At 48.7% G+C, this 20406-nt stretch carries 11 protein-coding genes; 8 read left to right on the top strand and 3 right to left on the bottom strand.

The window, feature by feature from the left end; all coding sequences use genetic code 11:
• Positions 1-35: 35 nt before the first annotated feature.
• The 6 genes from AAHN97_RS10070 to AAHN97_RS10045 all read left to right on the top strand — a co-directional run bounded on the left by AAHN97_RS10070 (position 36) and on the right by AAHN97_RS10045 (position 13328).
• Positions 36-3416, top strand: a complete 3381-nt coding sequence (locus AAHN97_RS10070) for a TonB-dependent receptor (RefSeq protein ID WP_343307471.1) — start codon at positions 36-38, stop codon at positions 3414-3416.
• An 18-nt stretch (positions 3417-3434) separates the two neighbouring features.
• Positions 3435-4877: a RagB/SusD family nutrient uptake outer membrane protein gene (locus AAHN97_RS10065; protein ID WP_343307470.1), complete on the top strand. Its 1443-nt coding sequence runs from the start codon at positions 3435-3437 to the stop codon at positions 4875-4877.
• 97 nt (positions 4878-4974) lie between these two features.
• Positions 4975-6243 (top strand): polysaccharide pyruvyl transferase family protein, encoded by a 1269-nt coding sequence (locus tag AAHN97_RS10060; protein WP_343307469.1) that lies wholly within the window; start codon positions 4975-4977, stop codon positions 6241-6243.
• A 612-nt stretch (positions 6244-6855) separates the two neighbouring features.
• On the top strand, positions 6856-9150 hold the full coding sequence (locus AAHN97_RS10055) for a TonB-dependent receptor (RefSeq protein WP_343307468.1): 2295 nt from the start codon (positions 6856-6858) through the stop codon (positions 9148-9150).
• An 11-nt stretch (positions 9151-9161) separates the two neighbouring features.
• The gene (locus AAHN97_RS10050) at positions 9162-10052 is read left to right on the top strand and encodes an ABC transporter ATP-binding protein (RefSeq protein ID WP_343307467.1); all 891 of its coding nucleotides are present in this window, start codon (positions 9162-9164) and stop codon (positions 10050-10052) included.
• Positions 10053-10058: 6 nt separating this feature from the next.
• Positions 10059-13328 (top strand): hypothetical protein, encoded by a 3270-nt coding sequence (locus tag AAHN97_RS10045; RefSeq protein WP_343307466.1) that lies wholly within the window; start codon positions 10059-10061, stop codon positions 13326-13328.
• A gap of 199 nt (positions 13329-13527) precedes the next feature.
• Here AAHN97_RS10045 and AAHN97_RS10040 read toward each other — a convergent pair whose 3' ends face one another.
• A complete protein-coding gene (locus tag AAHN97_RS10040) occupies positions 13528-14487 on the bottom strand; it encodes an AraC family transcriptional regulator (RefSeq protein ID WP_343307465.1) in 960 nt (319 codons plus the stop codon).
• A 116-nt stretch (positions 14488-14603) separates the two neighbouring features.
• Here AAHN97_RS10040 and AAHN97_RS10035 point away from each other — a divergent pair, with 116 nt between their 5' ends.
• Both AAHN97_RS10035 and AAHN97_RS10030 read left to right on the top strand, forming a co-directional pair.
• Positions 14604-16370: an ABC transporter ATP-binding protein gene (locus tag AAHN97_RS10035; protein WP_343307464.1), complete on the top strand. Its 1767-nt coding sequence runs from the start codon at positions 14604-14606 to the stop codon at positions 16368-16370.
• Between the two features lie 5 nt (positions 16371-16375).
• Positions 16376-18112 (top strand): ABC transporter ATP-binding protein, encoded by a 1737-nt coding sequence (locus AAHN97_RS10030; RefSeq protein WP_343307463.1) that lies wholly within the window; start codon positions 16376-16378, stop codon positions 18110-18112.
• 289 nt (positions 18113-18401) lie between these two features.
• On the opposite strand, the gene AAHN97_RS10025 is transcribed toward AAHN97_RS10030, so the two are convergent.
• Together AAHN97_RS10025 and AAHN97_RS10020 are read right to left on the bottom strand one after the other, a co-directional pair.
• Positions 18402-19403 carry an NADP-dependent oxidoreductase gene (locus AAHN97_RS10025; RefSeq protein ID WP_343307462.1) on the bottom strand — a complete coding sequence of 334 codons (1002 nt, stop codon included), beginning with the start codon at positions 19401-19403 and terminating at the stop codon, positions 18402-18404.
• Between the two features lie 260 nt (positions 19404-19663).
• Positions 19664-20254: a TetR/AcrR family transcriptional regulator gene (locus AAHN97_RS10020; RefSeq protein WP_343307460.1), complete on the bottom strand. Its 591-nt coding sequence runs from the start codon at positions 20252-20254 to the stop codon at positions 19664-19666.
• Positions 20255-20406: the final 152 nt, after the last annotated feature.

Below are 20406 nucleotides of genomic sequence, written 5' to 3'. Positions count from 1 at the left end.
TCGACTATTGTAAGACTACCAAACACCACTAAAGTATGTATTTTAATGCTAATGAAAAAGCCCTGCGCTTCCACAGGCTTTTAACCACGTTGTGCAAAGTTATGAAGATCACTGCATTCATTTTGTTCGTTACATGCATGCATGTAAGTGCAACCGGTCTTTCACAGCAACTCACGCTGTCTGTAAAAAATGTGCCGCTGCAAAAGCTGTTCAAGGAGATCACGGCGCGCACGGGCGTGTCCGTCATATACGGGGAAACAGTGCTGCGAAACACGGCCCCGGTCACCATCACGGTGAAAGACGCCTCGCTGCAGCAGGTGCTGGACCTCTGCGTGCGCAACCAGCCGCTCGTTTATACGATGGAAGGCAACAGCATCATCATCAAACGCAGGCCCTCCGGCAACCCGCCGCAGCCTCCGCCGCCCCCGGTGGCGGACACGCTCATCACCGCCTCGGGTAAAGTGACCGACGCCAAAGGCATGCCGGTGCCGGGTGCTACAGTGCTGGTAAAAGGCACCATGCATGGTACGAAAACAGACGGGGAAGGCAACTTTTCCCTCAAAGGCGTGCGCACCGGCGCTGTGCTCGTTGTAAGCTCACTCGGCTTTGAGCCGCAGGAACTGCCGGCGCACAGCGGCGCAGCGGCCATCACCCTGAAAGAAGCGGCCAGCAGCCTGAATGAAACGGTCGTGGTCGGATATGGTACGGTAAAGAAAAGCGACCTTACCGGCGCAGTCACCAAAGTGGGTGAATCCGCCATCAAAGCCACGCCCATTCCCTCGCTTGACAGGGCCATGCAGGGCCGCGCCGCAGGCGTGCAGGTGGTCACCAACTCCGCCCGGCCCGGAGGTGCCGCCACTATCCGCATCCGCGGCTCCGGTTCGGTGAACGCGGGCAACGATCCGTTATATGTGATCGACGGCTTCCCGGTATCCGGCGGGCTCAACTCTATCAATTCAGACGATGTGGAATCCATTGAGATACTGAAAGATGCCTCTGCCACCGCTATTTACGGCTCCAGGGGGTCTAACGGCGTGGTGATGGTCACCACCAAACAGGGCAGGTCCGGTAAGGCCGTGGTGACCTATAACGGGTATTACGGCTCTCAGTCCGTCCGCAGGACCATTCCGCTGCTCAATGCGCAGCAGTTCGCGCTGTTTGTGAATGAAGCGCTCACCAATAACGGGGCCGCGCCTTACTTCAACGGCAGCTCCGCTGAAAGGCCGCTGCCGGAAACGCTCGGCGAGGGCACAGACTGGCAGGATGTAGTGATGCAAAACGCGCCCATCCAAAACCATCAGCTGGGTGTGAGCGGCGGTTCCGACCGCTCCAGGTACGCCATTTCCGCCGGGTATTACGATCAGCAGGGCATCATCCGCAATTCGGGTTTTAAGCGGTATACACTGCGGGCCAACCTCACTAACGACATTACTTCCCGCGTAAAAACCGGCCTCTCCATGCAGGGCGCCTACACCCAGAGCGACAATGCCAAAACGGATGTGGACGGCACGGAAGGCGGCGGCGTTACCAGCGCCGCGCTGAGCTACTCGCCTACTTTCAAAGTGTTCAACGAAAACGGCACATACTATAAAAACCAGGGTTCACTGAACGGTTACGGAGTGGATAACCCGCTGGCCATAACGAATGAGATCACCAATAAAAGTTCAATGCTGCGCCTGCTGGCCAACACTTACCTGGACTATCACATCATAGAAGGCCTCAACTTCCGCGTCAGCCTGGGGGCGGATCTGCAAAGCGCAAAAACGAACGCATACACAACGCGGCTGGCCCTCGCAGGCGCCAGCCAGGGCGGCGCCGCTTCTGTAGCCAGCTCACAGAGCATCAACTGGCTGAATGAAAATACGCTGAACTACACCCGCAAACTCGGCAACATCCACCAGCTGAATGCACTGCTTGGTTACACCATCCAGGGCCGGAGCACCGAAAATGCCACAGCCCGGGCCAGGACCTTCTCCGACGACTTTGCGCAGTATAACAACCTGGAGGCAGGCTCCACGCTGGTAGCCCCCAGCTCCGATGCCAGCAACTGGAAACTCATTTCCTACATCGCCCGTATTAACTACGGGTTCGACGACCGTTTCCTGCTCACGCTCACGGCGCGGCGCGATGGTTCCAGCCGCTTCGGCCCGCAAAGAAAGTTCGGCATCTTCCCTTCCGGCGCACTGGCCTGGAAACTGATGAACGAAAACTTCATGCAGAAACAGACCTTTCTTTCCGATGCCAAAGTTCGCGTGAGTTACGGCCTTTCGGGCAACCAGGAGATCGGCGACTATCAATACCTCGCCAACATCACCACCTCACAATACGTACTGGGCGGCGCTTTACAGCCGGCCTCCAACACTGCCGGCATCGCCAATCCCGATCTGCGCTGGGAAAAGAACGCTCAGTTCGACGCAGGTATAGACCTGGCTTTTTTTAATAACCGCCTGCAGCTCACGGCGGATTACTATAGCAAAAACACATCCGACCTCCTCTTCTCCGTAAGCGTGCCCACTTCCTCTGGCTTCCGCACCAACCTGAAAAATATCGGCAGCGTACGTAACAGAGGCATTGAGCTGTCGCTGGCCAGCGTGAACGTGGATCATCATGATTTTAAATGGACATCTGAATTCAACATCACCTTTAACCGCAACGAAGTGCTGCGGCTGGATGGGCGGAAAGAATTCACCACCGGCGTGGACGCCGTGCTGTTCAATACCACGATTAACCCCATACTGCTGCGGGTAGGCAGCTCCCTGGGCAACTTCTACGGCCTGGTGGTGGACGGCATTTTCCAGAACAAAGCAGAAATAGATGCCTCCGCGCAGAAAACCGCCAAACCCGGCGACATCCGTTATAAAGACCGGAATGCAGACGGCGTGATCAATGATAACGACCGCGATATTATCGGCAACTCCAACCCGGATTTTTTCGGTGGCCTCAATAACACGTTTACTTACAAGGGAATTGAACTGAACATCTTTGTGCAGGGCAATTACGGCAATGAGATACTGAACTACGGCAACTTTGACCTGCTGAACCTGACCAGCGGCAACAACCAGAGCGCCCGTGTACTGGACCGCTGGACGCCGGAACGCCCCGGCAACACCATTCCCCGCGCCAATTCAGCCGGTGGCTCGCGGGTGCTGAGCAGCTTCCAGGTGGAAGACGGTTCCTACCTGCGGTTCAGGAATATTTCCCTCGGGTATAACCTGCCGCAATCGTGGTTAAGCCGCTTCTCCATCAACTCGCTGAAAATATACGTGGCGGCCCAGAACCTGTTCACCATTACCGATTATACAGGGTACGATCCCGAAGTGAACCGCTTCGGCAGCTCCTCGCTCAGCCAGGGACTCGACTATGGCACCTATCCCGCAGCCAAAACGCTGCTGGCCGGCATTAACCTGAAATTTTAATCTTTTATGCGATTGATTATGAAAGCAAGATATTTACTGGCGGCGCTCCTGATCGTAACAACAGCCTGCGAAAAGCAGCTGGACATTGCGTCTGTCACCAATCTCACCAACGTCACCTATTACAAAACCGCCGAAGATGCTAAAGCCGCGCTGGGCGCCTGTTACAAAAACATGGGCGTGCTCGATCCCTTCCCTGACCTGGTAACTACGGACGATGCCGTGCCTTTCCTGTCCGGGGCGGCAGACCGTGTACTGATATGGCGGTATAACCTCACTCCTTCCAATTCTTTCATCAATATCTATGCAGGTGCCTATACAGGCATTAACCGGTCTAACACGGTGATAGACCGCCTGCCGGACATTCCGATGGACGAGAACCTGAAGAAGCGGTATATCGCCGAAGCCAAAGTATTGCGCGCCCTTCATTACTTTAACCTGGTGCGCACCTATGGCGCTGTGCCCATCACCACTACCGAAACTGCATCGCTGGAAGGGCTGGCCATTCCCCGCAAACCGGTAGATGAAGTATATGCGCAGATAGAAAAAGACCTCACAGAGGCCGAAAGCGTATTGCCCAACAGTTATCCCCCTGCTGATGCGGGCAGGGTGACCGCCGGCGCCGCCAAAGGTTTGCTGGCCAAGGTGTACCTCACGCGCGCCGGTACGGAAAAAGGCTCGCCTTTCTGGGCGCAGGCCGCCGCAAAGGCCAAAGAAGTGATGGACCAGGGCGTATACAGCCTGTACGATAAGTTCTCGGACGCCTTTGCGCTCACCGCGCGCGGCGGCAAAGAAAACATGCTGGAAGTACAATACCTTACGGATGTGTATGGCCACGGCCAGGGAAGAGGTTACGGCCCCCGCGCAGCCCCCATTTTTGCAGGCGGCGGCTCCGCCATTGCGCGGCCCACGGAAAGCCTCTTTAAATTATACGCGGCTAACGATCAGCGGAAAGCGGTCACCTTCATGACATCCTATACCTTCAACGGCGTTACTACCAATCTGTCTATCACAGATCCTGATCCCGCCAAAGCCGTATCTTTTCAGAAGCTGTGGGACAGAACCGCTAAAACAACCGGAGGCGAAGGCACCAGCAGGCCCGTGCTACGATATGCGGACGTGCTGCTGATATACGCCGAAGCCAGTAATGAAACCAACGGCGCCCCTACCGCTGATGCCTATACGGCCATCAACAAAGTGCGCGTCCGGGCAGGACTGGCCCCCCTGGAAGGACTGAGCTACCAGGCATTCAAAGAAGCAGTCTGGCTGGAGCGAAGGCTGGAACTGGCTTTCGAGAGCAACCGCCGCTTCGACCTCGTGCGTACCGGCAAACTGCTGGAAGCCGTAAAAGCCGAGAACAGTTACAACAGGAATGCCACCATTGAACCTTTCCATGTACTGTTCCCTATCCCCCTGTCCGACATGGACGCTAACCCCATGCTGGAACAGAACACCGGGTACTAGGGGCACATCAACCGGTTCACCGGAACACAAAAGGATCAAAAGCGGCAGGTGCAGGCTTCTGTACCCTGCCACATCATAAAAATAAAAAACAACGTTCATGTATACACGCAGAGATTTCCTTCAACAAACACCGGGCCTCATAGCATTGCTGGCAGGCCTTCCTGCACTGGCCCGGTCCGGCAAACAGAAAACCATCCTGCTGCGCTCCTCATGGCAAACCGTAAACATCGGTGACATCGGCCACACTCCCGGCGTGCTCGCCCTGCTGGAAAAACACATCCCCGGAGCGGCCGTGAGGTTATGGCCTTCCAGCGTAGACAACGGGGTGAAAGAAATGTTGATGAAACGTTTCCCCAAGCTGCAGATCGTACAAACGCCCGAAGAAATAAAAACCGCCTTCACCGAATGTGACTTTTTGCTGCACGGCTCCGGCCCCTCACTGACTGCGCGAAAAGACGTGCAACGCTGGGCGGAAGAAACCGGCAAACCTTACGGCATTTACGGTATCACTTTCCCTGGTTATTACGGTGAGCCTTCCGAATCTGCAAAAGCGGCTTTCCCCAGCGAGGTGGAACTGCTTACCAAAGCACAGTTCGCCTACTTCCGCGATTCCATTTCACTGGCCTTCGCAAAAGACCATGGCGTTAAATGCCCCATCATGGAATTTTGCCCGGATGGCGCCTTTGCCGTAGACCTCCGCAACGATGCCGCCGCAGAGGCATTTATGAAAACACATGGCCTGGAAACAGGAAAATTCCTTTGTGTGATCCCGCGCCAGCGGTTCACTCCCTGGTGGGAACTACCGTCCAAGAACAGGCCCCTCGACGAAAAAAAAGATGCCCGCAACCAGGAGATGAGGGAGCACGACAACCGCCCCATACGGGAAGCCATCATCGCCATCGTACGGGAAACGCCCATGAAGATATTGATATGCCCGGAAGACGAAACACAGGTAAAACTGGGCAAAGAAATATTGTACGATAAACTGCCGGAAGACGTGAAAGGCAAAGTAGTGTGGCGCGACCGCTACTGGCTCACTGACGAAGCCGTAAGCACCTACCTCCGCTCTGCAGGCATGTTCGGGCTGGAAATGCATACCCCTATCATGTGCATCGGCCATGGCATACCCGCCATTGTAGGCCGCTTTCACGAGCAGACCAGCAAAGGCGTAATGTGGCGCGACATTGGCCTGGGGGAATGGTTATTCGATATGGATAATGAGGCCGACGTGGCGAAAATCGGACCCGCCGCGCTGGCCATGGCCAAAGACCCTGCTGCGGCCAGGAAGCTGGCCAAAAAGGGCCGGCAGTTCGTAGAGAAAAGGCAGCGGGAAACCATGCAGGTGCTGAAGAACAAACTTTCATGAGAGCCTCCCTGGTAACCTGCTCAGGTTATTTTACGCTCCTTTTACTTTATCTTTGGGAAATAGTAAAGTTCTTTGCAAACTCTATCATTGTAAGCGATTCCAAAAAGGATACACCAACTTTTTTAATTTCGCGGAATCCCCGATACATAAGGCATTGCCGGACTTTAATAAAGCCCCAGCGGAATCACGTTCTGGGACAAGTCTAAAAAAAAGACTTGTCCCATTTTTTTTGCCTTCCAGCTCCTTAGCATTCTGATAATAGAGTGTTATGCAGAACTTAATCTTTGAGTTCGATGTCGTGTTCCACTTAACCTCGCCTCCAATTTTTCTATCGTTTCACCTGTAATTTTTTTCAACACCATGTAGTCTTCATTATCCAGCTCCCCATCTATATTTTATCTACTCCCGCCAGGTACTTCCACCCAAATTCGTTGATTATAATTCCGATTGCGTTAACGGCATAATGCAACATTATTGCAATTTTGTGGCGATTTATCTTATATGGAATCATTCTAAATAATGAAACAAACGACTATTTTATACAGGTTATTTTTACTTGTTGCTTTAAGTTGTCTAAGTATAATTTCCAATGCCCAACAACCTGCGGGCAGTGTGTCCGGCTATGTTTATGACGTTTCGGGAAGTCCGATTGCTAAAGCCTCGGTTTCCATTGAAGCACTGAATATAATCACCTTAACAGACCCATCGGGCAGTTTTCAGTTTCCTTCCGTAGCACCTGGTGAGCATGTGCTGAACGTATCGGCTATCGGTTACGAGAAGCACACCAAAAACATTACGGTTCATGTTGGACAGGAGTGTAAAATGACCTGTGTATGCCACGAAAACATGGTAACACTTGAACAGGTAACGGTAACCGCCGAAAAGCGGGAAGATATGTTGCAGGACGTACCGCTTGCCGTATCTGCCATAAGTGCAAAGAAAATACAGGATTACCGCATATGGTCGGTAAAAGACCTGACTTCCATTGCTCCCAATCTCTATGTAGTAAACGGAGGCAGCGACCAGCCCCTGTATGCCATCCGTGGTATCTTTCCATCTTCGTTAGACCCTTCCGTAGCGGTTTATATAGACGGTGTGCTTCAGTATGATGCGGGAACTGCCATGAGCCAGTTTTACGATGCCGAACGGATAGAGGTATTGAGAGGCCCGCAGGGTACGTTGTATGGTCGTAATGCAATGGCGGGTGTTATTAATGTGATTACCAAAAAGCCGGGCAACCGTACCACGGGTTTTGCGGAAACCTCATTCGGTAATTACAACGCCCAAAGATATACCGCCGGAATAAAGACACCTATTGTGAACAACAAACTGTTTACAGGCTTTTCAGCCTCTTATAATAAGACCGGTGGATATTTTACCAACACGTTTGACAACAGCAGGTTTGATAAAATCCATAGCTATGGCGGTAACCTGTACCTGCGTTACCTGCCGTCTGACAAATGGAGTTTTACCCTGAATGGCAAGGCACAGCAATCTTCCAACGCCGGGGCATTCCCTTATGCGACAAATGCACAAATTGCTTTGGAAAATCCGTACAAAACATCGCAAAATGCCACCGGAGAAGAACGCCGGAATTTTTACAACGCTTCCCTGACCGCACAGCACTATGGCAGGTATTTCGATGTTACCAGCATTTCAGCTTACCAATATGTAAACCGGTTTATCCATAATGGCTATTGGGATGGCGACTGGACAACCTATGATGTGTTCGGTTTGAAATACTTTGGAACACCAAAGGATAATTATTCTACTACAATTACACAGGAATTCCGTTTGAGCAGTCCGGCTGATAGCAAATCCCCATTGAAATGGACGGCAGGTGCATTCTACATGAACCACCCCGATAAGGAAAACGGGATAATGGTTATGGGAGCGGATGCGGCTATCCTCCTGCAAGACCCTTATGCCCCTTACGAACTGCATACGCCTTCAAAACTTGACAATTCAGGGCTTGCCCTTTTCGGACAGGCTACCTATTCGATAACACCCAAACTGGACATCACCGCAGGAGTACGGTATGATTGGGAAACAAAAATTCTCCATACCCGGACTGATAAGATAAAAGAGGGTTTCCCGGTTACGCCTGTTATGCCATCGACACGTATGAACGGCAAGTACAGAGCATTTTCACCCAAGTTGAACATGGCCTATAAGCTAACCCCTGAAGCCTTATTGTATGCCACTTATTCCAAAGGGTTCAGGGCAGGTGGATTGAACAAAAGAACCTTTGACCCTGACTATTACACGTATGACCCGGAATACAGCAACAATTTTGAAATTGGAGCTAAAACCACCTGGTTTGACAACCGCATGACGGCGAACCTGACTGCATTTTATATTGACTGGCAGGATATGCAGGTAACGGCATTTGCAAGGTCGTCCGCCTCCATCACCATACAGAACGCCGGGAATGCCACCAGTAAAGGTGTGGAGTTTGAACTTGCAGCCCGTCCGTTCAAAGGAATGCAGGTGGATTACAACTTAGGCTATACGCATGGCAGGTACAGCCGTTTGATATCGCCTGACCAAACGACAGGTATGGAAAAAGACCTAAAAGGCAACCAGCTTATCATGCAGCCAGCGGTAACGTCCATGCTTGCCATACAATATTCACATCCTTTGTTCAGGAGGTTTGAGGGAATGGTACGGGGCGAATGGAACTATCTGGGCAAACAGTATTTTGACTTGGAGAACACCATCAAACAAGACCCATATTCACTGTTCAACCTTAGAGCTGGCGTTACCAGCCGGAATGTGGATCTAGTATTCTGGGCAAGGAACATCTTTAATGAAAAATACCTTTCCTACACCTATTCTTCCGGTTCAAAAATGGCTATGATAGGTATTCCGGCAACTTATGGCATCACGCTGACAGGCAAGTTCTAATACGTTTAACTATGACACTTAAAATAGATAACCTATCCAAAAAATACAGCAATGGCGTACAGGCATTGAGCCATGTAACGCTTACCATCGGCAAAGGGATGTTCGGCTTGCTGGGGCAGAACGGCGCAGGCAAATCCACGCTGATGCGCACCATTGCCACGTTACAGGATGCCGATAGCGGCACAGTAACATTCGGGGAAATAGATGTGCTGAAAGAGCCTACCCGTCTAAGGGAAGTGCTGGGCTATCTTCCGCAGGAATTTGGCGTATATCCAAGCCTGACCTCGGAGGAATTGCTTTCCCAAATTGCCGATTTGAAAGGCATCGCAAGCAGAGCGGAAAGAAAAGAAACGGTAGATTATCTATTGCAAAAGGTCAATCTCTATGAAGTCCGAAAAAAGAAAATCGGTACGTATTCCGGCGGGATGAAGCAACGCTTTGGCATTGCACAGGCATTGCTGGGCAATCCCGAACTGATTATCGTGGATGAACCCACTGCCGGGCTTGACCCTTTGGAGCGTAACCGTTTCTATAACCTGTTAAGTGAAATCGGGGAAAATACGGTGGTCATCCTTTCCACACACATTGTGGAGGATGTAAGCACATTGTGCAATGACATGGCAATCATTGGCGGGGGAAAAGTATTGCTGACCGGAAAGCCCTCTGAAATTGAACAATCGTTTGGTGGTAAACTCTGGGAGGCACAGATTGACCGGAATGAGCTACCGCATTACAGGGAGCAGTTTGATATTATTTCCACAAGGTTCCACCTCGGAAAAATGTTGGTTACCGTGGTCAGCAATGAAATCCCCAACGGAAAATTCCTTAAAAAATCCCCTACGTTGGAAGATGCGTATTTCAACCAGATTTTTCAATCGCAATCTGCCCTAAACCATTCGTAAATCCTTATGAGCAACCATATTTTTTCCAATGAACTCATTTACCGGATAAGACGTCCGCTAACATGGGTATTCGCCCTGATACTGCTCGTTCAGGGTGCAACGTATTCCCGCTCCACCTATAACCTCATTGTGAATGACGGCGTTTGGGTCAATGCCGCAGGTATTACCCATATCAATATTGCGGGGGTTGGTTTCCTGTTGTTCGTTATTGTCGCCATTATTACCGGAACGGTCGTTTACAAGGACATCGAGCACCGCATGTCGGGTATCATTTATACCAAACCGGTCAATGAAAAACAGTATTTCCTTAAAAAATTTTTGGCGGCATTTACCATCAATACCCTGCTTAGCGTGGCATACATCATCGGTATCGTGCTGACACCGTGGCTGGGGGCCTCTCCTAACCAGGTAACCGGCCCGGTGCTTTGGGGGCAGACCTTACAGGCATTCGTGCTTTTTATGCTGCCCAACCTTTTCCTGCTCACCGGTATCAGCATTTCGCTGGTAGTGTTGTTCAGGAACATGGCGGCGAGTTATGTTGGTCTTTTTGTCGTGATGATATTGTTCCTGATTGCTGAAAGCACAAGGGAGAGCAGCGTGCACCTGGATATTATACTCTTGCTTGACCCTTTTGCGTATGGTATAACCCGTGAAGTGGTGGATGCCATGAGCGTACCGGAAAAGAATGCAGCTTATTTTCCCCTTACCCATATCCTGATTATAAACAGGATAATTTGGTTTACCATTGCTTTGGCGCTTTTCGCATTCTCTTACCTGCGTTTCAGCTTTAAGCGGTTCATCATGGCTTCCTCGAAAAAGGAAAAGAAAGGCAATAAACCGTTGGATGAGCCTGAAGCAATATCGGCAACCAGATTAAGCAAACCGCTTACGGTATTGAATTTTTCGCAGGGAACGATGCTGACAAAAGTGTTCCGGTTGTCGTGGATAGAATTTAAAGGGCATGCCCGGTCTGTAAATTTCAGGATTATCCTTGCGGTCATCATGGCACTGTTCCTTTGCTACCACCTGCTATGGTCGGAGAAATATTATATCGAAACACCGCAGCTACCACTTACCTACCTGATGACGGTAGCAAGACAACCGCTCGGTCTGTACCTGATTATTTTCTTTACCGTATGGTCTATTGAATTGCTATTTAAAGACAGAACAGTAGGTTTATGGCAGGTTAAAGATGCCTTGCCTGTGCCGGTATGGGTCACGCTGTTTTCCCGTTTCTTCGCAATGGCATGGGTGGCGTTTGTTTGTTCCGTATGCCTTTTGGTAATAGGCGTACTGGTGCAATTGGGCAGGGGATTTACCGACATTGATTGGTCATTGTACCTGCAAGACCTGTTTGGCATACGTTTGAGCTGGCTCAATTACATGATGATTGTGGCACTGGCATTCTTCATCGGGGCTGTTACCAACAATCGTTTTGCCGCACATGGGATAGCGGTCGGTATCATGCTGTTTGAAGTGGTAGCCAACGTCACCGGTACGGTGGAACAACTCCGTTTGTTATATATTTTTGTTCCCGGCCTGGAGGATTATTCGGAAATGAACGGCTATGGTATTTTCGGAGTATCGGCTCCGTGGTATGCCCTGATGTGGTCGGTACTTGCGGTCAACTTTCTTTTACTTTCCGTATGGTTATGGAACAGGGGAACCAAAAAAAACTTGCTTTCCCGCATTACCTCGCCGGGGAAAGGGTTATCGCTACCCTTTAAGCTGGTTTTGGGCATAAGCCTCATTAGCTTCTTCATGCTGCAATCTTTTATCAAGGCCAATGTCAATACCGTCAATAAGTTCAGGACAACCGCACAGGAACGCATGTTTAAAGCCGATTATGAGAAAAAATACAAATGGCTGGAAGAATACCCGCAACCCAAGTACACACAGGTTAATCTTTCGTTCGATTTATACCCCGAACAACGGAAAGCGGATTATGTGGCTTCCGTACAGGTTTCTAATCTAACGGAACGGACTATTGATACATTGTATTTGAACGTAAAGGATTTTGCCATCATTACATCCATTACGGCAGGTGGTAAAGAACTGTCCCTGATTGAAGCGGACGGAGCGCACCGCCTGTTCAAATGTGCTTTTTCAAAAGCACTGGAGGCAGGCGAAAGCATCAAGCTGGATATAACCGCTACGTTGGAATATAGGGGCTTTACACAAAAAGACCCTCAGCCCGATTTGGTGTTCAATGGCAGCTTTCTCGGCAGGGATATTGTTCCGGTCATCGGTTACAATGCGGATAAGGAACTGACGGAAAACCGGGAAAGAGATAAGCTGGGTTTGGCAAAACTCAGATCCCGCATGGAGCCGGTTACGGATGCCAAGGCATTGGCTGAAATAGCAGGTATTCCCGATGCAACCTGGCTAAACGGTCGTATCACGGTAAGCACTTCGGATGGACAGCTTCCTATCGCCTCCGGTATCCTGCAAAGAAGATGGCAGGAAAACGGCAGGAACTTCGCCACCTACACTATTCCTGACAACACAGCATTTAAGTGGTATGTAGGTTCTGCAGACTATGCCGTATATCCTTTTGATATGGCGGACAGCATCAAAGGCCAGATTTATTACCATCCTGCCCATTCATGGAATATCGGTGCGGTTGCAGATGCTGCGGTAAATGCGTTGGCCTATTTGAGACCGGTATTGGGACAATATCCTTACCCAACCCTGCAAATCGCTGAAATTCCCTACTACAACAATGAGTTTTACGCATCACACAGCCTGATTGCCGTTCCCGAAAAACACGGTTGGACGGCTGATTTGAAACGGAAAAATGACGAGGCGTACATCGCCTATATCATGGTACGTGAAATCGCCGGTCAGCTTATTGGTTCGAAAGTTAAAATAGCCAACGTACAGGGAGCAGGGATATTCCAGTATGCTCTGCCGGATTACTATGCCATCCAATACGTTCGCCAAAAATTTGGCGGGCAACCCTACACCGATTTGCTGCAACGCAAGATAAACGACTATAAGAAAGAGCGGGGTTCAGAGGCCAATACGGAACCGGCATTGGTAAATACGGACGGGGCTGAATACGTGGAAAGGGATAAAGGGGCGGTGGTTTTCTGCCGCCTAAAAGAGCGGGCTGCTACACTGGATACCGTACTGAAGAATTTCTTTGAGCTGGCTGTTCAAAATAATGGAACTGTAACCGGCAGGCAGTTGGTAGATTATTTGAAAACTCATTTACCTGCCGAAGTTAAGGAACAGATAAAAAAGGATTTTGAAGAAGTAAACCCGCTTGATTAGAAACCGGAGGTGTTAAAAAATGGTTCTTGTTGAGTTCTGTTTCCTTTAGCTTTTCGTCCGTTTCAAATTACCCCTGTCTGTTTTTTGGGAGACGGCGGTTTTTTACATTGCTTACAACTTGTGAAGATATCTGATAAAACTACACAAATGCCCATATTTTCTGCTGACCTGGTGTAATTGCAATAATGAACAGATTTCACTATTCCCTCAATCCGCTTGGCAAAAAGCCAAACCTTTTCTTAAACGCTGCGGTGAAGTGGTGCGGGTTTTTGTACCCAACTTCAATTGCCACTTCGCCCACATACTTTTTCTCTTCAAGAAGCATCCGCTTTGCCTGCTGCATCCGTACCTCACTTAGGTAGCCGAATACAGTAATGCCTAATATTTCCCGGAAACCTGTTTTCAACTTCTGTTGGTTTAGACCGATATGTGATGCAAGGTAAATGATGGAGCAGGGTTCGCCGTAATGCTTATCTATAAATTCCCTTGCTTCGTATATCTTGTCAATATCTCCCCTTTTGAGGTTGGTTGCAAACTGCCGCTCATCGGCAGTCAGGGTGTTAATCTGTAACAGGTACAACTCCATTAACTTCGACTCCAGGTATAAACGCTTCATCATACCTGAATAAGGACATTTCCGGATATTGGAAATCAGGAATACCATTTCAGGGGAAATGGGGGCTGTCTTACCGACCCAGCCGGTTCTCCGGTCTGTCATATAGTCCATAATGATATTGCCTGGACTGTCCATGCCAAGATTGAGGCGTTCAAATATATTCCTGGACAGCTTCACTTCCAGAAACGCATGCGAACTGTTTTTGTCGCCCGTTATTTGATGTGAGCCAGCGTAGCCATTACTGTAAAACAGGCTATGCCTTAATGGTTGGAAGTCGAAGTTCCCCTCGCCAAAATCGCTGGAGCTCTGACCCGTAATATTGTAATGAAGTTCCACAAATTCTTCCCTGCTCTCCACCTCAACCCTTGCAGATTGGTCAATGGAGCAGTCGCACCACCGCATGGATACCCCGTCAAAAGTAATTTCTTCTGCTTTGCAATGATGCTGCCGGTTTCCGATGTAATGCTCCGTCATACCTTCATAAAGCTGACCGGTTCTACCCGGTACACCTGTATCGTATATTTTTCCAATGACTGTTCCCATTTCGTTGAATTTAGTTCTGTTTCCGTTCACAGCAAAACGCTCAATAAAAGAATTTTGCACTTACAAAGATACAAAATTAGGTTCACCTAACATTTTTTTTAGCCAACTATAAAATCATGGATAAAAATACAACAAATAAAAAGAAAGGCATTGCCCGGTTGCTGGAATTGAGCGGGCAACGAAAAACGGAGCTAATATCGGCAGTCGTTTTCGGGGTTATACACGGCGTATTGTCGCTTGCACCGTTCATTCTGATATACCGGTTTTTCGAAGAACTCTTCAGGCAATCGTTTTCCTATGATGCGATGGTCAGCACCATTGTTAAAGTTCTGATTGTCGTACTTGTAAGCTATGGCTGCCACCTCCTGTCGGGGATTCTGGCACACCGTGCCGCATTCCATATTCTGTACGGACTTCGCAAAAGAATGGCACAAAAAGCAGGCAAGCTGCCGTTGGGTTATCTGGGCAAAAAGAGTTCGGGGGCATTGCAAAAAACCATCGTGAACGACATCGAGCATATCGAATTGTTCATCGCCCACCTGCTGCCAGACACCGTAAAAGGGTTCTGCGTACCGTTGGTTACACTTGCTTACCTCTTTTGGCAGGACTGGAGGCTGGCGCTCATCAGCCTACTGCCCTTGCTGATACTGGCCGTATGGATGGCCATCGCATATACCAACAAGGGCTATAAGGAGAAAACGGCCTATTACTTTGAAGCCCGCTCCCGCATGAACAGCGTAATCATCGAATATGTGCGGGCTATCCCCGTGATGAAAATTTTCGGAAAGGGAACAGAGCAGTTTGCGTTGTACCGTGAAGCGGTGGAAGAATTGGTGGACTTCGGAAAAAAATGGGCTTACCAATCCCTGCGTACCTGGGCGGTGTTCATGAGTTTCCTGTCTAATGCCGTATTGCCTGTGCTGGTACTCGGTATTTACCTATACCTGCATCACGGGCTTTCGGCAAGTGTTTTCGTCCTGTTCCTCGTTCTTGGGGGCGGTTATATCAAACCGCTTTTCGGGTTGTCCAACCTCACTACGGAACTGATGCAAATCAATACCGGCGTGGAGAAGATGGACGATTTTCTGAATGCACGGGAGCAGGAAGTACAGGGTAAGGCGTTGCGGCCTGCGGACTATTCCGTGGCGTTCCGGGATGTCACCTTTAGCTACGGAACGACCATCAAGGCATTGGATGGAGCAAGTTTTGAAATTCCTCCTGCAAGCATTACCGCTTTTGTCGGCCCGTCCGGTTCCGGGAAAAGCACTGCAGCTCAAATGGTTGCCCGCTTTTGGGATGTGGACAGCGGTTCGGTGCATATCGGTGGCGTGGATTGCCGCCGGATACTTACGGATGAACTGATGGGCATCGTATCGTTCGTATTCCAGGACAGCTTCATGTTTCAGGAAACCCTTTTTGAAAACATCCGCATGGGTATGGATAAAACGGAGCAGGAAGTGATTGGAGCCGCAAAGGCTGCCCATTGCCACGACTTTATCATGAAGCTGCCCAATGGCTACCAAACCCGCTGGGGCGAACATGGCACACATTTGAGCGGTGGCGAACAGCAACGCATACAGATTGCCCGTGCCATACTGAAAGATGCACCTATCCTGATACTGGACGAAGCCACCGCTTTTGCAGATCCCGAAAATGAATACCAAATCCAGCAGGCTATCGGGAAGCTTATACAGGGTAAAACGGTCATCATCATCGCCCACCGTTTGAGCACCATTACGGATGCCGACCAAATCCTGGTTTTTGACAAGGGCAGGATAGCAGCCTCCGGAAAACACCATGAATTATTGGATAATAGCGAACTCTACGGGCGCATGTGGGATGCACATATCCAATCCAAAGATTTTAAACTGATAAACGAATAATTGCCATGCTTTTCAATACATCCACCAAGAATATTTTTAAAGGGCAAAAGCGTAAGCTGCTGTTTGCCGCTATGTGGGAATATCTTCACGCCCTGTTCATTGCCGCACCGAATGTTATTTTGCTCATCATTGTGCGGGAACTTTTTAAACCAAACCCTGACCCCGGCAAGCTGTGGAATACAGTGTACCTGTTGTGCGGACTGATCGTCTTTCAATTTTTTGTGGCGGCTAAATCGCAGATTGCATCACTGTTCCTGACCGCCGACATCGGTTCATCCATCCGTATGAAGTTGGGCAACCACCTTAGACGCATTTCATTGGGCTATTTCAAAAAACGTGACCCCGGTGATATTGCAGCCGTGCTGCTACAGGATGTGCAGACGTTTGAGGGTGTTTTCGGGCATAGCATCGGGCAACTGACCAATGCGATCTTCGGAACCTCCATATTGGTTGTGGTACTGTTCGTACTGGACTGGCGTTTGGCTTTGGCATTGTCGGTGGCTATCCCTTTGCTGTATCCGTTTTTCTCGTTTACGCATAAGTTGGGCAAGATATGGGGTGCGAAATACATACGCATCCGCAACGATGTGGGCAACCGTTTCCTTGAATACCTGTACGGCATCCGGCACATCAAGTCTTTCCGTATGACCGGCGAAAAATTTGTCACGCTGGACAAGGCGTTGCTCGACCTGCGGGATGAAAGCATCAAAAGCGTGTCGCTATTCAGTCCGCTGATGCTTGCCGGGGGTGTGATACTCGAATTGGGCTTTATGGGTATGGCCTGGCTGGGCGCTTATTACCTGTTGGGTGGTTCCATCACCGTACAGACCGTGACGGCATTCCTTATCATCGGATACCGCCTGTATGAGCCCATTAAGATAGTGCTGATGCAGTTCCCTTTACTGGAAATGATGGGATTGAGCATCAAACGTGTGACCGAACTAATGGAAACACCGACCATTGTGGAAACCGGCAACAAGACACCCGAAAGGTTTGATATCAGCTTTGAGGACGTCCGCTTTTCCTACAATGAAACTCCGGTTTTGCAGGACATCACCTGCCGTTTTCCTGAAAAGGCGATGACGGCATTGGTTGGCCCGTCCGGTTCGGGCAAGACCACTATTACCAACCTGATTGCAAGGTTCTGGGATGTAAATAGCGGAACGATTCGCATCGGAAATACCGATATCCGGAAAATCCCGCAGGAAACATGGTACAACCAAATCAGCGAAGTATTTCAGGAAGTTTACCTGTTCGATGACAGTATCTATAACAATATCCTCATTGGAAAGCAGGATGCAACGGAAACAGAGGTTATGGTAGCCGCAGCCAAAGCACAGGTGCTTGAATTTGCACGGCAATTACCGGAGGGGCTTCACACCAAAGTCGGCGAGGGCGGTTCACGGTTATCGGGCGGGCAAAAACAACGTATCAGCATTGCAAGGGCATTGCTGAAAAATGCACCGATTGTGTTGCTGGATGAAGCCACTGCAAGCCTTGACCCAGAAAATGAGACATACATCCAGTTAGCTATTGCGGAATTGGTGCAGGACAAGACCGTCATTGTTATTGCCCATAAGCTGAATACAATCCGTCATGCACAGCAAATTATTGTGCTGGATGACGGGAGTATCAGGGAACAAGGTACACACGAAACATTGCTGCAACAAAATGGCTTGTATGCCCGCTTATGGTATACCCAGCAACGCACCAGCGGATGGAAGATTGTAAAGTATGGTTAATATGACCAAATAAAGTAGTCTGAAAGACTTCTTTTAGATTGCTAATCCATTATCGTGAATAAATATTGTCAGAAACTCATACAAGACCTTGAAGATGATATTAGTGCTTATGTTTTGGACATAAGCACACTTTATCCTTTACTATGAATTTTCTTCCCAAGCTGAACCCAAGGTGGGGAAGATTTTTATATATTTGTTCTCGCAAGAAATTAAACTCTATCTTCTTTGCTATAACCTGATTAGCATCCCCGGCGTGGCTTATGCTATCCTAAGCGATTCCAACCTTAACCTATTTAATATTGACCACAACTTTTCCCTTTGCACGGCCACTTTCTACATATTCCAACGCATCATTGGCTTTTTCGAACCCGAACCCCTTATCCACAACAGGTTTAATAGCGCCGGATTCGATCAGTTTTGTGATCTCGTGCAGTTGTTTGCCATCTGCTTTCATAAACAGAAAGGAATACTGCACGCCAAGTTTCTCTGCTTTTCTTCGGACACCTGAACTGATCAGTGACACGATCATTTTAACATACCAGGGGGCACCAATTGATTTGGCAAAATCAGCTGTCGGCGGACCCGAAATTGAAATGAGTTTACCTCCCGGTTTGAGTACATTCAGCGATTTTCTTAGCGTGCCTGTATCCTGGCTGTTCAGCACCAGGTCATAGTCTTTCAACACATTTTCAAAATCTTGTTTTTTATAGTCGATCAGAACATCTGCGCCAAGATCCCTCAGCATATCAAAACTTTTTTCGCTGGCCGTGGTCGCAACCGTTGCGCCCAGATGTTTTGCAAGCTGAATTGCAATGGTACCCACACCGCCGGATCCTGCCTGGATAAAAACTTTCTGGCCTTTTTTCAGGTTCCCCAGTTCAACCAAAGCCTGCCAGGCCGTCAACGCTACCAGCGGAACAGAGGCCGCTTCTTCCATCGAAATGTTCTTTGGTTTTAATGCAACATCATTTTCATTGATAGCAATGTATTCGGCAAATGTCCCGATGTGAAAATCAGCAGGACGTGCATAAACCTGGTCTCCCACTTTGAATTGCTTCACATGTTTTCCAACCTGGGTGATTATGCCTGCGGCATCATGCCCCAGGATCAATGGAAACTTGTAGGGCAAGATCGATTTGAATTCGCCGGATTTGATCTTGGAGTCCAGAAGGTTCACACCGCTGGCGTGCACCTCTACCAGAACTTCATTGTCTTTTACTTCTGGAGTAGCAACCTCTGTTAGCAGAAGCTTCCCTTTTTTATCGTATTTCCTGATTAGAAACGCTTTCATGTTTTTGGATTATTGTTGATAATGTGAAAGTTCTTTGCCGCCACTAACGTATGATTTTTTCTATACGGCAGCCAATGCATCCATGATGCTGGGGTCCGTTTTATAGCTATATTTTTGTGTTGCCATTCTTTTAGTATTACTACTAATCGCAGGAGCCGAAAATTTTATTTGCACTCATTTTATGTATATTTTATTGTCAGATAAAATCAATAGACTTTTTGGTATAATATACTTTTTGGTCTATTTTATAATAAAAAAAATTAAACAGAATACTGTTCCAGTTCTGCCTTCAGGCTTTTGATCAGGGAAAGCATTGGCTTCGTAGTGTCAAGTGTTCTGCAAATAACAATACCGCCTTCTATGGCAGCTACCAGCTTGAAGGAAAATGTGGCCGCATCAAGGCTGGGTGAAAACTCCCCGTTATTTATACCTTCTTTAAGTATATTAGTAAGGCTTTCCTGCCCTGCTCTGAAAATGGCGGCCACCTTCTGTTTGATAACCGGGAAATTATCGTCAGCATCAACCGCGGCATTAAAAATCGGGCAACCTCCTGAAATAAAAGTATCTATTGGATCTTTATGCATATCCATATACGCGAAAACCTTCGCCTTGGCTGTTTTTTTACCAGCTACGGCCTGATACATTTTATCCGTAATTTTCTTCAAGAGCAGATCAATGACCTGCTCTGAAAGATCCTCTTTGTTTTCAAAGTGTCCGTAAAGACATCCCTTGGTGAGTTTCGTTGCAGCCAGCACATCATCTATGTTTACACCGGATATGCCTTTTAGGTTGTAAAGGGGCGCTGCTGTTTCTAATATAAATTGCTTTGTCTTCTCTGCCTTCGTCAACATGATCTTTTACTGATTATTTGCCAAATATACCAAAAAGTATATTTGGTGCACACCAATATTAAGAATGGGTTGGGTATTGTGTTGGCGGTGGGGGGATCTGGAAATATATAATACCCCCGGTAATTTCATAGTAAGAAGCAAAAAGTCTCCAG

Origin of the sequence: Chitinophaga niabensis, from assembly GCF_039545795.1 — a bacterium.
In the GTDB taxonomy this organism is placed as follows: domain Bacteria; phylum Bacteroidota; class Bacteroidia; order Chitinophagales; family Chitinophagaceae; genus Chitinophaga; species Chitinophaga niabensis_B.
The sequence above is the reverse complement of the archived record's forward strand: the minus strand, read 5'-3'. Positions and strand labels throughout refer to the sequence as shown.

What these genes read in the sequence shown, in the direction of transcription:
- AAHN97_RS10070 (WP_343307471.1), top strand. Translation starts at nt 36, where the DNA reads ATGTATTTTAATGCTAATGAAAAAGCCCTGCGCTTCCACAGGCTTTTA.
- AAHN97_RS10065 (WP_343307470.1), top strand. Translation starts at nt 3,435, where the DNA reads ATGAAAGCAAGATATTTACTGGCGGCGCTCCTGATCGTAACAACAGCC.
- AAHN97_RS10060 (WP_343307469.1), top strand. Translation starts at nt 4,975, where the DNA reads ATGTATACACGCAGAGATTTCCTTCAACAAACACCGGGCCTCATAGCA.
- AAHN97_RS10050 (WP_343307467.1), top strand. Translation starts at nt 9,162, where the DNA reads ATGACACTTAAAATAGATAACCTATCCAAAAAATACAGCAATGGCGTA.
- AAHN97_RS10045 (WP_343307466.1), top strand. Translation starts at nt 10,059, where the DNA reads ATGAGCAACCATATTTTTTCCAATGAACTCATTTACCGGATAAGACGT.
- AAHN97_RS10040 (WP_343307465.1), bottom strand. Translation starts at nt 14,487, where the DNA reads ATGGGAACAGTCATTGGAAAAATATACGATACAGGTGTACCGGGTAGA.
- AAHN97_RS10035 (WP_343307464.1), top strand. Translation starts at nt 14,604, where the DNA reads ATGGATAAAAATACAACAAATAAAAAGAAAGGCATTGCCCGGTTGCTG.
- AAHN97_RS10030 (WP_343307463.1), top strand. Translation starts at nt 16,376, where the DNA reads ATGCTTTTCAATACATCCACCAAGAATATTTTTAAAGGGCAAAAGCGT.
- AAHN97_RS10025 (WP_343307462.1), bottom strand. Translation starts at nt 19,403, where the DNA reads ATGAAAGCGTTTCTAATCAGGAAATACGATAAAAAAGGGAAGCTTCTG.
- AAHN97_RS10020 (WP_343307460.1), bottom strand. Translation starts at nt 20,254, where the DNA reads ATGTTGACGAAGGCAGAGAAGACAAAGCAATTTATATTAGAAACAGCA.